The following is a 14,728-nucleotide window of genomic DNA, read 5'->3' on the forward strand; positions in this document are numbered from 1 at the left end:
CACGCCGACCGGAACGCAGCCCGCAACATCGCCGCACGCGGTGTTACGGGCTGGGCAGCCGTCAGCCTGCCGAACGCGGCGTGACCTCGTGCTCATCACCACGAGCCGTCACGATCCGCAAGCTCGGTCCTCTAGGGCCCAGAAGCTGACCTACCACCGGTTCTGTGCGCAGCGACGTCGCCATGGCGTACGCCGACTACGGCAACCTGTTCCCCAACGGCTGACAGCCATCCCGGGGTGGGTGCGTGCCCGCCCACCTCGGGGTCCGGCCCGGGTCCGGGGGAGACGCCGGGACCCCGCCGGCGGACGGCCTGACACCCACGGTCAGGCCGGGGTGGGCCGGCCATCCGGCCGACGCAGCGGGTCGGCCGGCCCACCCCACCGCCCGGACTGGAGGAAGCCGCGAAAAAGCCCAGAAATTCGGGCCGTCACGGGATCACGTGGACGACCGTGACGGAGTAACGTACGTCACCGGAGAGGCCGCTCCCCCCGTGGCGGCCTCTCCACTTTTATGCCCTGGTTTCCCTGGCCGGACCGGGTCACCGGGGCGGGGCGGCCGGGCTCTCGACGACCGGGTGACGCAACCCCGGGTGCCCGGGCGGCAGCGACCGACGCAGCACCACCCAGCTCACCGCCAGCGCCGCCGCGACCAGCGGCCAGGTCAGCGCGACCCGGGCCACCACCAGCGCGAGCACCTGCCCGCTCAGGTACAGCGGCACGAACACCGCCACCCGCAGCACGTAGGTCGCCGTCCACACCCAACTCGCCCGGCCGTACCCGCGCAGCAGCGCCGGGTCGCGCCGCCACCGGGAGCGCTGGCCCAGCACCGCGCCGACCAGCACCCCGAGCAGCGGCCACCGCACCACGATGCTCACCGCCCAGGCCAGCGCGCTGGCGGCGTTGGAGAGCAACTGGATCAGGAAGAAGTTCTCGGCCCGGCCGGTGCGCACCGCGATCAACGCGGCGACGCAGACGGCGAGCAGCCCGATGAGAACCGAGCGCGGCCGGTCACCCCGACGCAGCCGGACGCCGGCCACCACCGCGCCGACGGCCAGGGCCACGCCGACCCCGGCCCAGATCGACTCCCCGCCGAGCAGCCAGCCCGCCGCGAACGCCAGCGGTGGCAGGGTGGCGTCGATGGCGCCGCGCCGCCCGCCCAGGAGATCCGCCAGCGACTCGGCCCGGGCCGGCCGATCGGCGCCCGTGCCGACCCCGGCCCGCTGCTCCGAATCGGGCGTGACCTGGCCGGCGTCCCCCTCCGGTGTGCCGCTCACCGCCACCTCCTCGCCTCCGCCCCAACCTAACCACCGCCGCCCGGTGGGCCACCGGCCGCCCGAGCGACATCGGCCGCTACGGTGTGCGGATGCGCGCGACGGCAAGGGGTTGGACCGCGGTCTGGTTGGTCGTCATGGCCCTGGTCCTGGCGGCCGCGTTCCTCGCCGTCTGGCGGGTGGCCGTGCACACCGAGGTCGGCCAGTGGATCGACACGGTCGCGTTGACCGGCAACCGGATCGGCCAGGACCGCATCGACGGCCCGGTGGACAAGCTCCTCAACGCGATGTCGGTGGTCTCCCTGCTCGCCGCCACCGCGATGATCGGGTTCATCGCCCTCATCCGGGGGCGGATCGCGCTGGCCATCACCGCGACCCTGCTGATCGCCGGGGCGAACGTCTCGACCCAGCTGCTGAAGTACGGGCTGAACCGGCCGGACTACGGCCTCGACCCGGAGCGTGCCGCGGTGGGCAACAGCCTGCCCAGCGGGCACACCACGGTGGCCGCGTCGGTGGCGATCGCGCTGGTGCTCGTGCTGCCGGCGAAGGTGCGGGCGGTCGGCGCCTTCGTCGCCGCCGCCTACGCCGCCGTCGCCGGGGTGGCCACCCTCTCCGCCGGCTGGCACCGGCCCAGCGACGCGGTCGCCGCCTACCTGGTGGTGGGCGTCTGGGCGGCGCTGGCCGGGCTGGTCCTGCTGATCACCCAGCGGGACCGGGCGCAGGTCGCCCCCGGCGACGCGCACCGGCTCGCCGCCCTGCTGCTCGGGGGCGCCGGCGTGCTCGCCCTGCTCGCCTGTGTGCTGGCCCTGTCCTGGCTGGTCGAGCTACGCGGCACCGGCCCCGACGAGCTGAGCCGGCGACCGCTCTTCGCCGGGTACGCGGGCAGCGCCGCCGGCATCGCCGGCACGATGGCGGTGGTGATGGCGTTGGTGCTCATCGTCGTGCACCGGCTGGTGCCCCGGGTCAAGGGTTGAGCCCCCGCGTGGATCCGATCCGTGCGGCGTTCCGCGCCGAGTGCGCACGACTCACCGAGGTCCTGACCGGGCTGGACGACGCCGACCTCGACCGGCCGACCGACTGCGCGCCGTGGACCGTACGCGAGCTGATCGCGCACGTGCGTACCGGCACCGGCCGGCTGACCGACATGCTCGCCGCGCCAGCCCCACCGCGCGCCGAGGTGGACGCCGCCAGCTACTTCGGCGCGGCGAAGTTCACCCCGGAGGTGGACGCCGAGCGGATCGCCGGCGGCCGGCGGGACGCGCGGCAGGTCGACCCGGCGGCGTTGCCGACCGACCTCGACCGGACCTGGCGGGCCGCTGACGCCGCCGTCGCCGCGGCCCCGCCCGAGCGGGTGGTCCGGACCCGCCACGGGGACGCGATGCGCCTCACCGAGTTCCTGCGGACCCGGGTCGTCGAGGTGGGCGTGCACGGCCTCGACCTGGCCGCCGCGCTGGACCGCCCGCCGTGGCTCACCCCGCAGGCGGCGGCGGTGATCGCCGACCTGCTCACCGGCGGGCGACCGGCGCCGGCCGAGTTGCGCTGGGACCACCTGACGCTGATCCGCAAGACCACCGGGCGGACGGCGTTGTCCGCCCCGGAACGGGCCGCGGTCGACGCCGCCGGGTTCCGCTGGCTCGCCTTCGGCAGCTGACCCCGGTCAGCTCGCGGAGCGGGGCGCGGGTACGTGCGGGGCGACGCCGCGCAGGTGCGTCAGCACCACCGGGTCGATCCGCCCCGGCACCAGCCGCTCTTCCAGGTTTTCCAGCCCCGCCCAGGAGACCAGTGCCGCCTCCGGCCCCTCGTCGGCCACCGGGTGGCCCAGGGCGCTGAGCAACGCCGCCACCTCGTCGGCCACCGCGCCGCTCAGGTCCAGCAGCGTGGCCGGGTCGGGCCGGCTGAACAGCAGGGTGTGCACGGCGAGCAGCCGGCCCAGCTCGGCGACCGGATCGGGGTGGTCGTCGACCCGCAGGTCGATCAGCACGTCGCTCCTGCCGCCGTACCCGCCGCCGCGCTCGACCACCAGCATTCCGGCGCTCTGCCGGCCCCGCCGGTCGCCGCCGGCCTCGTCACCGGCGCGCAGCGCGGCGACCAGCCGCTCGGCGAACGGCAGCGCCGAACCGGCCAGCCAGGCGTCGCCCAGCGCGTCGACGACCTCCGGGCCGGTGAGCACGTTGCCCTGCGCGGCCCAGCCGTCGCCGGTGCGCCCACCGGCCCACGGGTGGCAGGCCGGCCCGGTCCAGCTGGCGCCCGGACCGCTGGCTCCCACCACGCCGAGCTGGCGGTGCTCCCGCTCGGCGTCGGCGGCGATCAGGCCGGCCACCACATCGGCGGCCGGCACCCCGGTGCGCAGCAGGGTCAGCCCCTGCGGGCCGTAGGCGAGGTTGACGTGCGCCTGCGTGGCGAGCGCGCCGACCTGAGCCTCCGCGGCCGGCACGAGCGCCCCGGCGGCGAGGAACTTGCTGGCCACGATGACGCCGTGCAACCGGCCGTCGGCAGAGCGGGCCACGAGGGAGAAGGTCACCCGCCGAGATTAACCTGCCGCGCCGACATTGAATCGGCGCACCTCGATGGCTCAGAACGGTGTCGCTGGCGCCTCCCGTGGGGCGCCACGCGCCCGCCGGGCATCGGCGACCGCGACGGCGGCCAGCACCAGCACCCCGACGGCCGGCGCCGCCACACCGGGCGGCCCGGTTCGCCCGCCGCGGATACCGGCTCCAGGCGTCCCGCTGCCCGCGAACCCACGGTCAGCGGCCTGCGCCGTCGGTCGCGTCCACCTGGCAGTCGTAACACCGCACGACGGGCCGGGCGGCCCGATACCGGCAAATCCGCCCGGTTCGGGGATCTTGCTCACGGACCCCGTCAACGGGCACGATCGATCGGTGACGAATCGATGGGGCATGACGGTGCCGTTGGGCGGGATCCCGCTGGCCGACCACGCCGCGGTCTACGCGACGCTCGACCGGGCCGGGTTCACCGACGTCTGGTCGTCCGAGGTCGCCGGGACCGACGCGTTCACCCCGCTGGCGCTCGCCGCGGCCTGGCAGCCCCGGCTACGGCTGGGCACGGCGATCACCCCGGTCTTCACCCGGGGGCCCGGGCTGCTGGCGATGAGCGCGGCGGCGTTGGCCGAGGCCGCGCCGGGCCGGTTCGCGCTCGGCATCGGCGCGTCCTCGCCGGTGCTGGTCCGCGACTGGAACGCCGTGCGGTTCGAAGAGCCGTTCCGGCGGACCCGGGACGTCCTGCGCTTCCTGCGTGCCGCGCTACGCGGCGAAACCGTGGACGAGGTCTACGACACCTTCACCGTGCGCCGGTTCACCCTGGAACGGCCGCCGGCGGTGCCGCCGTCGATCCTGCTCGCCGCGCTGCGCCCGGGCATGCTCCGGCTGGCCGGCGCGGAGGCGGACGGGGTGATCCTCAACTGGCTCAGCGCCGACGACGTGCCGCGCGCCCTCGCCGAGCTGGGCGAGCGCCGCGCCGGCTTCGAGGTCGCCGCACGGATCTTCGTCTGCCCCACCGAGGACGCCGGGTACGCCCGCAAGCTGGGTCGCCGGCTGATCACCAGCTACCTCACCGTCCCGGCGTACGCCGAGTTCCACCGCTGGCTCGGCCGCGACGAGGTGCTCGCGCCGATGTGGGAGGCATGGGCGGCCGGTGACCGGCGCGGTGCCAGCGCCGCGGTGCCGGACGAGGTGGTCGACGCGCTCGTGCTGCACGGCTCGCCGGAGCACTGCCGCGCCGAGGTACGCCGGTACGCCGAAGCCGGCGTGGACGTGCCCGTCTTCGCGCTGCTGCCCACCCCGGAGGTGACCGCCGGCGGCGCGGCCGCACTGACCACCCTCATCGCCCAACTGGGCACCGACCCTGTAGGAGCGTCGACGTGAACCTCACCGACCGGATCGTGGTGGTCACCGGCGGCGCCGGCGGCATCGGCGCGGCGCTGTCCCGCAGGTTCGCCGCCGAGGGCGCCGCCGCCGTGGTGATCGCCGACCTGGACGCCGACGCGGCCCGCGCGGTGGCCGAGGGCATCGGCCCGGTCGCGCACGCCACCGCCCTCGACGTCACCGACGAGGATCAGGTCCGTGCGCTGGTCGACGACACTGAGCGACGGTACGGCCGGATCGACCTGTTCTGCGCCAACGCGGGCGTGACCACCGGCGGGGGAGTGGAGGTCGACGACGCCGGCTGGGACCGGGCGTGGCGGGTCAACGTCCTCGCCCACGTCTACTCCGCCCGCGCGGTGCTGCCCGGAATGCTCGCCCGGGGCGGCGGCCACCTGCTGCACACCTGCTCGGCGGCGGGCGTGCTGACCGCGGTGGGCGATGCCGCGTACACCGCGACGAAGCACGCCTCGGTGGGCTTCGCCGAGTGGCTGGCCATCACCTACCGGGACCGGGGCATCCGGGTCAGCGCGCTCTGCCCGCAGGGGGTCGACACCCCGATGCTCGCCGACGGGATCGTCGAGGGCCACCTGGGCGCCAGGGTGATCGCCGCCTCCGGTGCGGTGCTCACCCCGGACCAGGTCGCCGACGCGACCATCGCCGGGCTGGCAGAGGAGCGCTTCCTGATCCTGCCGCACCCGGAGGTCGCCGACTACGCGCGCCGCCGCGCCGAGGACCCGGACGGCTGGCAGGCGGGCCTGCGCAAGCTCGTCCGCCGTCTGACCGCCTGACGGTCATGACGTCGGGAACGGTGCCCGAAGGTCAGTCCGCCAGCCGTTCCGGCCGGGTCCGGGTCCAACTGGACCAGCCACGCTTGCGCATCAGGTCCAGCAGCCGCTGTGCTCGCGGGTCGGACTCGACGGCAAGGGCGTCCAGAAGTCCGAACGGCACTTCGTCGCGGGCCTCCTTGTCGGGGTCGATCTCGCCGGAGGTGTATGCCTGCTCGGCCAGAGCGGCCAGGATGTCGGCGGCTTCCTCCAGACGCGGGTCGTCGTCGCCTGCGTCGCTTTCGATGAGCTCCGACCCGAGCTGGTAGAGCCGAACGAGTTGCGGGTCGTCGAGATGCGCGAATTTTGCGGGCATCATCTCGCGAATGCCTTCGGGCCAGCGGGCCACAACGAGAATCCATCCGTCCCGCTCGGCCTCCACCATCCGCTCCGAGGTCCCGATCTCCCGCAGCCGATCGAGATAGGAGGTCACCTCCGGTGGGAGCGCCAGACTGTCCCCGGCAATGAGCTGCGTGACCTGCTTGCGGCTGGTCTCCAGCCGTTCGATCTCGTCGCGCAGGTGCCGGTCGATCCTCTCGATCCCTTCGGCGAAGGTCGACGCGTCGGCTTCGAGCATCTGACCGATCTCGGACAGCGGCACGCCGGCGTTGGCGAGGGTGCGGATCTTGATGAGGGACACGGCCGCCTTGGCGCCGTACCGCCGGTACCCCGACGCGTCCCGCTCCGGCTCGGGTAGGAGCCCGATCTGGTGGTAGTGCCGCACCGCCCGCGTCGTGACGCCCGCGTACGCCGCCAGTTGACCGATCGTCAGCATGCTCTGATCCTCACCTCGCCCCGAACCGATCGAGACCCCTCAGGAGACCTTGCGACGGTAGGTGATCGTGGCGAACACGTAGGCGACGACGAGGATGCCAACGCACCAGGCGAGGGCGGTCCAGATGCCGGTGCCGACCTGTTGCTGCGTGAGCAGGTCGCGGATCGTGTTGACGATGGAGGTCACCGGCTGATGTTCGGCGAAGGCGCGCACCGGGCCGGGCATGGACCCGGTGGGCACGAAGGCCGAGCTGATGAACGGCAGGAAGATGAGCGGGTACGAGAAGGCGCTCGCGCCCTCTACGGACTTCGCGGTGAGGCCGGGGATCACGGCGATCCAGGTCAGAGCCATGGTCAACAGGACGAGGATGCCGGCGACCGCGAGCCAGGCCAGCACTCCGGCGCCTGAGCGGAAGCCCATGAGGAGGGCGACGAGGACGACGACCACGAGCGAGATCACGTTGGCGACCAGCGAGGTCAGGACGTGGGCCCACAGCACGCCCGACCGGGCGATCGGCATGGACTGGAAGCGCTCGAAGATCCCGCCCTGCATGTCGTTGAAGAGTCGGAACGCGGTGTAGGAGATGCCTGACGCGATCGTGATGAGCAGGATTCCGGGAAGCATGTAGTTCACGTAGGAGACCGTCCCGGTGTCGATCGCGCCGCCGAACACGTAGACGAACAGCAGCATGATGGCGATCGGGGTGATCGCGGTCGTGATGATGGTGTCCATGCTGCGGGTGACGTGACGCATGGTCCGTCCGGTGAGGACCGCGGTGTCGCCGAGGAAATGCGTGGCCATTGTTCGTTACTTCCTGTTCGAGGCGGTCGTGCGGTCCTGGTTGCCCTTGTCGACGTCGCCGTCCTTGTCGCGGTCGCCGGTGTCACCGACGACCGCGAAGAAGACGTCTTCGAGGGAGGGCTGCTTCTCGACGTACTCCACCTTGGCGGGCGGCAGCAGTTGTTTGAGCTCGGCCAGGGTGCCGTTGACGATGATCCGGCCCTGATGGAGGATCGCGATCCGGTCGGCGAGCTGCTCGGCCTCGTTCAGGTACTGGGTGGTGAGCAGAACGGTCGTGCCGCCCTCGGCGAGCTCCTTGACGGCCTGCCACACCTCGATGCGCGCCTCCGGGTCGAGCCCGGTCGTCGGCTCGTCGAGGAAGATGACCGGCGGATTCCCGATGAGACTCATCGCGATGTCCAGGCGGCGGCGCATGCCACCGGAGTACGTCGCTGCCCTCCGGGTGCCCGCCTCGGTGAGCGAGAAGCGCCTCAGCAGGTCGTCCGCGATCGCGCCAGGGTCCTTGAGGTGCCTCAGCCTGGCGACCAGGACGAGATTCTCCCGTCCGCTGAGGATCCCGTCGACCGCCGCGAACTGCCCGGTCAGGCTGATGGACTCGCGGACGTCGGCGGCCTGCGTCGCGACATCGAAGCCGTTGACGCGGGCGGTCCCCGCGTCGGCCTTGAGCAGCGTGGACAGGATCCTCACCAGCGTGGTCTTGCCCGCGCCGTTCGAGCCGAGCAGGGCGAAGATGCTGCCCCGTGCCACGTCGAGGTCCACGCCGCGCAGCACACGCAGCTCCTTGTACGACTTCTCCAGCCCCCGCACGTGGATCGCAGGTCCCTGGCTCTGACTGTTTGTGGGCGGGATGTTCATGGCAGTCAGCATGGAGGGTTGACGCAGCGTCAAGGTCAAGCAAACAGGGCCGATTCGATGAGTCACGCGACCGGGACGGCTTCGTTCGGCGCGGCCCGCTCGACGTCCGTCATATGGATCCGTGTGGGCAGCAGGAGCGGGGTGGCGAGCAGGAGGACGCCGGAGAGGGTGATCGCGGCGAGCGGGCCGGTGAGCGTGGCGAGGATTCCCCAGATCGCCATGAGCACGGCCTGGGCGAGTGTGCTGCTGACACTCATACGGTGAGGACGCGTGCGGCCTTGCCGGCGTGCGTGCGTTGCAGGCGTGCCGTCGCGTTGATGGGGTTGAAGACGCCCATGCAGGTGATGAGCGGGCCCTGGACGATGATCACCGTGAGGAGCCCGGGGATGCCGGGTTGGGTGAACGCAAGACCGAGCGGGAAGATCGAGCGCAGCCAGCCCTCGGTGACAACCGATGTTTGGATCGCTGAATCACATCGGCCACGGAAGAGCAAGGTCAAACAACCGCCTCTCGGCGAGCCACAACGATCAGTTGGGCGGCCATAAGCTGGGCCAGTGGACACCGAGGCAGTGCGATCGTTCGTCCGGGCCGCCGAGCTCGGGCAACTGCAACACGCGGCCGACGAGCTGGGCGTGACACAGCAGGCGGTCTCGAAGCGGATCGCCGCCCTGGAGCGCGAGCTGGGGGTCCGTCTGTTCACCCGTACCGCCCGAGGGGTTGAGCTGACGCTCGACGGTCAGGCGCTTCTCCCGCACGCACGGAGCATCGTCGCGGGTGTCGAGCGCGCCGTAAGCGCGGTCCGGCCGGGCTCCCGCGCCCTTCGGATCGACGTTCTCGGCCTGCGAAGCGCGCAGGCCGTCGTTCTGCACGACTATTGGCGGTCGCATCCCGAAACCGACCTCGACGTGGTGACCCTCAGGGTCAACGACCCGCGCGTGGCGGTCGCCGCCGTGGATGCGGGCGATGTGGACGCCTCGTTCCGTACCGTCACCGACCCGGCCACGCTTCCGCGCGACGTGCGGATGATCCATGCGTTCGACTCCCCGCTGGAACTCCTCGTCGGCCCGAGACATCCGCTCGCCTCAGCACGGACAGTGACGCCGCTCCAGCTGCGCGGGCACCGGATCTGGGTGCCGGGCATCGCGCCGCGCAGCGAATGGGCAGAGTTTTACGACCAGCTCGCCACCGACTTCGACCTCCGCATCGACGCGGCAGGGCCGCACTTCGGCGACGAGGTGCTCCTGGACACCCTCGCGGACTCCGCGAACGTGGCCACCCTCGTCGGGGCACGCGACCGGTACATCTGGCCGACGAACCACGACCTACGCCGCATCCCGATCGTCAACCCGACGCTCGCATACCCGATCTCCCTCCTCCTCCCCGCCACGAACCCACACCCGAGACTCCGGGCGATCATCAACCACTGCGGAAACCTGGCACCCGTCCCGGAGACGACCTGGCGCCCGTCCTGGGCGCCGACGCCACGCGGCGACGACGGCGATATCGCCCGCGCCGGACGGTGACCACGCCGCCCCGTGCAACCGGGCAGCGGAGACGTTCCCGACCGCGCCGCCGGGCAGGGCCGGTCAGCGGCGGCGCAGCGGGCCGGGATGGATGGTCCAGAGCAGCCGTCGCCACCACGGGCGGGCGGCGCGCAGCCGGTCCACGTATCCGGTGGCCACCGCACCGGCGCGGTCGGCCTGGGCCGCGGTGGCCGTGCCGGGCGCGAAGGCCACCTGGTTGAGCAGAGCGGCCAGCTCGTCGACCCCGGGGAGGTTCCCGCCGGCCCCGGATCCGGCCGTGCCGCCGCCCGGCATCTGGCCGGCGCCGCCAGCGGCGATGTTCGGGTCGAGGGGCCTGTCGCCGGACCATCTGCCGCGAGCATCGAGCAGGGCCTGTCGGGCCTGGCCGGCCACCTCGGTGGCCGCCAGGTCGTCGCCGACCGGCCGCCCGGCCAGGCGTAGCGCGTCGGTGACCTCCCGCCAGGCGCCGGCGATGCGCTGGCCGGGATCGCCCCGGCCGAGCCGGGCGCGGGTGAGCGAGCGGCGCATCGCCAGCAGGGTGAGCAGCAGCGCCCCCACCAGCAGCAGCAGGCCACCGCTGCCGCCCGCGACCAACACCGGGGTCGACACTCCACCCTGGCCGGACGGCCCTTCGGGAGCGGCCACCGGCTCCGGCGAGGCGGTCGGCTCCACGGTGGGCGCCGGCGCCGCCGACGGCGGCGGATCCTCCGGCGTCGGGCGGAAGTCCTCCTCCACCGGCCTCGGCTCGTTGTCCGGGCGGGGCAGCGGGTCGAACGCCACCCAACCCAACCCGTCGAAGAGCACCTCCGGCCAGGCGTACGCGTCACCGGCCCGCACCGGCCCCTGCCCGGTGGACTCGAAGCCCACCACCACCCTGGTGGGCAGCCCGGAGAGCCGGCCGAGCACCGCGAAGGCGGCGGCGAACTGCTCCGAGGTGCCCCGCTGCCCGCCGGCGTTGCGCGGGCCGAAGAGGAAGAAGCCCAGGTTCGGGTACGCGTGCCCGCTCGGCGCGTCCGCCACCACCCGGTAGTGCTCGGCCAGGAACTGCTCGATCGCCGTGGCCCGCGCGTACGGGGCGCCGTTCTCCTCGGCGAGCTGCGCGGCCAGCCGGCGCAGCGGGTCGGGCACCCCGTCGGCGACTCGCAGCACCCGGGCCACCTCCTCGCCGGCGGGCACGTTCGCGGTGGGCAGGAGGTTGTTGTCCGGCTGCTCGCGGGCCGAGGTCACCGTGTACCGCAGCCCCGGCGTGAGCCCCTCCGGCCGGATCAGCGTCCCCGTCGCCGGGTCGTACGCCACCCGCGCGCCGCTGACCTCGCTGGGGGTCGCCACGGCGGGCAGCAGCCGGCCGCTGAGATCGGCCACGGTGATCTGCTGCCGGACCGTCTCCACCGTGCTGTCCCGGGCCGGCGTCGCGGCCGGCAGGATCCGACCGGCGTTGCGGTACGTCGCGCCGACCCGCCAGGTCACCCCGTCGTAGTCGCTGAGCACCGCCAGGCGGATCCGCACACTGTCATTGGCGTCGTCGCCTGTACCCGGCTCGCCGTGGGTGCCGCCATCCGGCCCGCCGCTCGGGCTGACGCCGGCCGGTGGTGTCGTGGCGCCGGGACGGAACGTGCTCACGTCGAGCAGCTTCTGCTCCGGGTGCAGGGCCCACCCGGAGATCCGGATCAGCGGGTTCTCGTCCAGCGTCTGCACCTGCGGCGGCTCCACGTACCGCCGAGGGTCCACCGGCCGGCCGTCGACCTGACCGGCGATCACCGGGCCGAGCAGCGCCACCAGCCCGACCACCAGGGCCACCCCGAGCGCCGCGGTGGCGGCGAGCCGGACCCGCACCGCCGCGCGGACCCGGGGAGCGAGGTCGGCGGCCGGATCACCGCCGGCCGGCGGTGCACCGGCGGGCACCGCCAGGCCCACCGCGGCGACCGCGACGAACGCCAGCGTCGCCCCGATCGCCGGTTCGGCGTTCGGGCCGACCACGTAGAGAGCGGCGGCGAAAAGCCCCGCCGCCGGCAGGTAGCCCAGCAGCACCCGGCCGGTGCGCAGCGCCACCTCGGCGCCGGCCAGCCCGGCCAGCCACGCGGCGACCACCGGCATCAACACCGTGTCCGGCGTGGGCTCGACCGGAATCATCGCGGTGAGCAGCCGGGGGATGCCGTTGCGCGCAGCGTCCGCGGTCACCTCCAACAGGCCGCCCGGCAGCTCGGCGCGGGCGGCGGCCAGCCGCAGTGACCAGAGTGTCCAGCAGGCCATCGCGGCCACCGACACCGGCGCCACGAGCCAGGAGGGCAGCCGCCGGGCGGCCACGCTGACCAGCACCGAACCGGCCGCGGCACCGATGACCAGCCGGGTCAGCAGGTCTCCGGCGTACACCCGGCCCAGCACCACCCCCGCGAGCGCGGTCAGCCCGATCAACGCCAGCGGGACGACGGCGGCCCGCAGCACCCGCGCCACCCGGCCGGCGGCGCCCCGCTGCGCTGAGCCGTCGAGGGACGGCAGGCCCGCGACGGGGCCCGCGCCGGGCACCGCCTGGTCGGCGATGGTCGTGCCACCACGCTGCTGGCCGGCGCCCGTCACCACCGGCGCACCCCGTCCCACTCGGCGGCGAACTGCGCGCCGTCGGCCGCGTCGACCACCACCAGGCCGGCCGCGCCGGGCGGCGTCGGCTCGGCCGCGCCGAACACCCCGACCACCACCGACGGGTACGCGCCGCGCAGCGCACCCACGTGCCCCAGCTCGCCGCGGCCACCCGGCCCGGTCAGGAAGATCAGCGTGTCGCCGAGCCGATCCTGCCGCAGTCGGGTGGTGGCCGCGCGCAGCGCGTCGTCATCGCCGGATAACTCGGCGGCGGCGAGCCGGTCCAGCGGCCCGAGCGGTTGCCCGTCGTCCACCTCACCGTCGTCACGGTCGCCGTGCCCCCGCTCGACCCGGGTGGCCGGCCCCGGGGCGACCAGCACCAACAGCACCGGCAGGTCCGCGCGGTGCGCGGCGGTGACGATCGACGCCGCCGCCTCGCAGGCCGACTCGAACGACTCCGCCACCCCGCCCACCCGCTGGGGGTGCGCGGCGGCGCGGTTGTCCAGCAGCACCACCAGGCGGGGCAGGCTCGTGTCGACGTTCTCCCGCACCATCAGCTCGCCGACCCGGGCGCTGGTGCGCCAGTGCACCCGGCGCAGCTCGTCGCCCACCACGTACTCCCGCAGCGAGTCGAAGGTGATCGACCCGTGCGGCACCCCGTCCACCCGACCGTCGAGGCTGCGCCCCGCGCCGGTGGGCACCGCCGTCAGCGGGTGGACCCGGGGGTGCACCCAGACCGGCGTGCTCGCACCGTACGGGCGGGCCAGCGCCACCAGGCCCAGCGGGTCGCGCCGGGTCACCCGCAGCGGCCCGACCAGCACCACCCCACGGCGGTGCGTCGGCACGTCGTAGCGGACCTCGGTGTCCCGGCCGGGCCGCAGGCGCAGCAGCGGCACCGGCACCGTGCGGTCTCCACACCGGTCCTCGGCCAGCAGGTTCGCCGAGCGCAGCCGGCCGGCGTTGCGCACGGTCAACGTCATGCTCGCCGGCTCGCCGCGGGCCACCCGGTCCGGGTCGGCGCGGCGGGCCACCACCAGCCGGGGCCGCCAGGCCGCGGTCAGCGCGGCGTAGCCGACGGCCGCGCCGGCCGCCGCCCCCAGCAGCGTCAACTCGGGGTACGCGAACCGGAAGCCCACCCCGAGCAGGACGACGGCGGCGACGAGCAGCCCGACCCCGCGGGCGGTGATCCCCATGCCGCTGCTGCCGGTCAGCCCTGCACCGGCGCGGGCTGCCCGGACGGCAGCGGCACCGGCACCGAGGCGATGGCCTGGCGCAGCACCTCCGCGGCGGTCATCCCGCGCACCTGCGCGTCCGGGGTGAGCAGCAGCCGGTGGGCGAACACCGGTTCGGCGAGCGCCTTCAGGTCCTCCGGCATGATCCAGCCGCGCCCGTCGATCAGCGCGTACGCGCACGCGGCGCGGGTCAGCGCGATGACGCCCCGGGGGCTGACCCCGACGCGCACGTGCTGGTGGGTGCGGGTGGCGGCGGCCAGCCGGACCGCGTACGCGTAGAGCGGCTCGGCGATGTGCACCCGGCGGGCCATCCGGACCATCTCCCCGACGGTGGCGGTGTCGGTGACCGGAGTGAGCGCCTCGGGGGAGCGGACGGTCGCGCCGCGCAGCACCTCGATCTCGACGGCCTCGTCGGGGTAGCCGACGGAGAGCTTGACCAGAAAGCGGTCCAGTTGCGCCTCGGGCAGCCGGTAGGTGCCGTCCATCTCCACCGGGTTCTGGGTGGCGACCACCAGGAACGGCGCGGGCACCGGGTGCCGGACCCCGTCCACGGTAACGGTGCGCTCCTCCATCACCTCCAGCAGCGCCGACTGGGTCTTTGGCGACGCCCGGTTGATCTCGTCGGCGATGACGATGTTGGCGAAGACCGGCCCGGGATGGAACTCGAAGTCCCGGGTCGCCTGGTTGAAGATCGTCACACCGGACACGTCGGAGGGGAGCAGGTCGGGAGTGAACTGGATGCGCCGCCACTGACCCTTCACCGTGGCGGCGATGGCCCGGGCCAGGGTCGTCTTGCCGACGCCGGGCACGTCCTCCAGGAGCACGTGACCCTGCGCGAAGAGCGCGGTCAGCGCCAGCCGGACCACCTGCGGCTTGCCGAGCACCACCGCGTTGACGTTCTCGGCCAGCCGGGCGGCCAGCGCGGCGAAGCCCTGCACCTCCGGCTGGGTGAGCGGCTCGTGGGTGTTCACGGTCGGTGGTGCTCCTTGCCT

Annotated in this window: 15 protein-coding genes; 5 read left to right on the forward strand and 10 right to left on the reverse strand. The window is 73.9% G+C overall.

All coding sequences use genetic code 11. The features are described 5' to 3' along the window. Positions 1-539: 539 nt before the first annotated feature. Positions 540-1,172, reverse strand: coding sequence for a DUF3159 domain-containing protein (locus KBX63_RS30865; RefSeq protein ID WP_210917432.1), 633 nt, complete (start codon positions 1,170-1,172; stop codon positions 540-542). Between the two features lie 185 nt (positions 1,173-1,357). On the opposite strand from KBX63_RS30865, the gene KBX63_RS30870 reads away from it, so the two are divergent. Both KBX63_RS30870 and KBX63_RS30875 read left to right on the forward strand, forming a co-directional pair. After that, positions 1,358-2,245, forward strand: coding sequence for a phosphatase PAP2 family protein (locus KBX63_RS30870; protein ID WP_210917372.1), 888 nt, complete (start codon positions 1,358-1,360; stop codon positions 2,243-2,245). An 8-nt stretch (positions 2,246-2,253) separates the two neighbouring features. Continuing rightward, a complete protein-coding gene (locus tag KBX63_RS30875; RefSeq protein WP_307871895.1) occupies positions 2,254-2,922 on the forward strand; it encodes a maleylpyruvate isomerase N-terminal domain-containing protein in 669 nt (222 codons plus the stop codon). A gap of 6 nt (positions 2,923-2,928) precedes the next feature. On the opposite strand, the gene KBX63_RS30880 is transcribed toward KBX63_RS30875, so the two are convergent. Beyond that, positions 2,929-3,792, reverse strand: coding sequence for a DUF1028 domain-containing protein (locus KBX63_RS30880; RefSeq protein WP_210917376.1), 864 nt, complete (start codon positions 3,790-3,792; stop codon positions 2,929-2,931). A gap of 376 nt (positions 3,793-4,168) precedes the next feature. Between KBX63_RS30880 and KBX63_RS30885 the strand changes: the two genes are divergently transcribed. Then, entirely contained in the window at positions 4,169-5,152 is a 984-nt protein-coding gene (locus KBX63_RS30885; RefSeq protein WP_210917433.1) for an LLM class F420-dependent oxidoreductase, read from the forward strand. Further along, the gene (locus KBX63_RS30890; protein WP_210917378.1) at positions 5,149-5,940 is read left to right on the forward strand and encodes an SDR family oxidoreductase; all 792 of its coding nucleotides are present in this window, start codon (positions 5,149-5,151) and stop codon (positions 5,938-5,940) included. The genes KBX63_RS30885 and KBX63_RS30890 overlap by 4 nt, the downstream gene beginning before the upstream one ends. A gap of 31 nt (positions 5,941-5,971) precedes the next feature. Here the strand turns inward: KBX63_RS30890 and KBX63_RS30895 are convergent, their stop codons facing one another. The 5 genes from KBX63_RS30895 to KBX63_RS35700 are packed head-to-tail and all read right to left on the reverse strand — an operon-like array spanning position 5,972 to position 8,906. Continuing rightward, the gene (locus KBX63_RS30895) at positions 5,972-6,751 is read right to left on the reverse strand and encodes a MerR family transcriptional regulator (RefSeq protein WP_210917380.1); all 780 of its coding nucleotides are present in this window, start codon (positions 6,749-6,751) and stop codon (positions 5,972-5,974) included. Positions 6,752-6,790: 39 nt separating this feature from the next. Next, complete coding sequence (locus KBX63_RS30900) at positions 6,791-7,552, reverse strand: ABC transporter permease (RefSeq protein ID WP_210917382.1); 762 nt, start codon at positions 7,550-7,552, stop codon at positions 6,791-6,793. A 6-nt stretch (positions 7,553-7,558) separates the two neighbouring features. Continuing rightward, on the reverse strand, positions 7,559-8,419 hold the full coding sequence (locus tag KBX63_RS30905; RefSeq protein WP_210917434.1) for an ABC transporter ATP-binding protein: 861 nt from the start codon (positions 8,417-8,419) through the stop codon (positions 7,559-7,561). A gap of 50 nt (positions 8,420-8,469) precedes the next feature. Then, entirely contained in the window at positions 8,470-8,664 is a 195-nt protein-coding gene (locus KBX63_RS35695; protein ID WP_247663699.1) for a hypothetical protein, read from the reverse strand. After that, positions 8,661-8,906, reverse strand: coding sequence for a hypothetical protein (locus tag KBX63_RS35700; protein ID WP_247663700.1), 246 nt, complete (start codon positions 8,904-8,906; stop codon positions 8,661-8,663). Before KBX63_RS35700 ends, KBX63_RS35695 begins: the two co-directional genes overlap by 4 nt. Before the next feature lie 55 nt (positions 8,907-8,961). Here KBX63_RS35700 and KBX63_RS30915 point away from each other — a divergent pair, with 55 nt between their 5' ends. Continuing rightward, entirely contained in the window at positions 8,962-9,930 is a 969-nt protein-coding gene (locus KBX63_RS30915; protein WP_307871896.1) for a LysR family transcriptional regulator, read from the forward strand. A 63-nt stretch (positions 9,931-9,993) separates the two neighbouring features. Here KBX63_RS30915 and KBX63_RS30920 read toward each other — a convergent pair whose 3' ends face one another. The 3 genes from KBX63_RS30920 to KBX63_RS30930 all read right to left on the reverse strand — a co-directional run bounded on the left by KBX63_RS30920 (position 9,994) and on the right by KBX63_RS30930 (position 14,707). Beyond that, on the reverse strand, positions 9,994-12,426 hold the full coding sequence (locus tag KBX63_RS30920) for a DUF3488 and transglutaminase-like domain-containing protein (protein WP_374102285.1): 2,433 nt from the start codon (positions 12,424-12,426) through the stop codon (positions 9,994-9,996). 74 nt (positions 12,427-12,500) lie between these two features. After that, a complete protein-coding gene (locus tag KBX63_RS30925; RefSeq protein ID WP_210917385.1) occupies positions 12,501-13,697 on the reverse strand; it encodes a DUF58 domain-containing protein in 1,197 nt (398 codons plus the stop codon). 14 nt (positions 13,698-13,711) lie between these two features. Then, positions 13,712-14,707 carry a MoxR family ATPase gene (locus tag KBX63_RS30930; protein WP_210917388.1) on the reverse strand — a complete coding sequence of 332 codons (996 nt, stop codon included), beginning with the start codon at positions 14,705-14,707 and terminating at the stop codon, positions 13,712-13,714. Positions 14,708-14,728: the final 21 nt, after the last annotated feature.

It is taken from the genome of Micromonospora sp. U21 (assembly GCF_018070045.1).
Lineage (GTDB): Bacteria > Actinomycetota > Actinomycetes > Mycobacteriales > Micromonosporaceae > Micromonospora.

What these genes read in the sequence shown, in the direction of transcription:
- KBX63_RS30895 (WP_210917380.1), bottom strand. Translation starts at nt 6,751, where the DNA reads ATGCTGACGATCGGTCAACTGGCGGCGTACGCGGGCGTCACGACGCGG.
- KBX63_RS30925 (WP_210917385.1), bottom strand. Translation starts at nt 13,697, where the DNA reads ATGGGGATCACCGCCCGCGGGGTCGGGCTGCTCGTCGCCGCCGTCGTC.
- KBX63_RS35695 (WP_247663699.1), bottom strand. Translation starts at nt 8,664, where the DNA reads ATGAGTGTCAGCAGCACACTCGCCCAGGCCGTGCTCATGGCGATCTGG.
- KBX63_RS30885 (WP_210917433.1), top strand. Translation starts at nt 4,169, where the DNA reads ATGACGGTGCCGTTGGGCGGGATCCCGCTGGCCGACCACGCCGCGGTC.
- KBX63_RS30900 (WP_210917382.1), bottom strand. Translation starts at nt 7,552, where the DNA reads ATGGCCACGCATTTCCTCGGCGACACCGCGGTCCTCACCGGACGGACC.
- KBX63_RS30905 (WP_210917434.1), bottom strand. Translation starts at nt 8,419, where the DNA reads ATGCTGACTGCCATGAACATCCCGCCCACAAACAGTCAGAGCCAGGGA.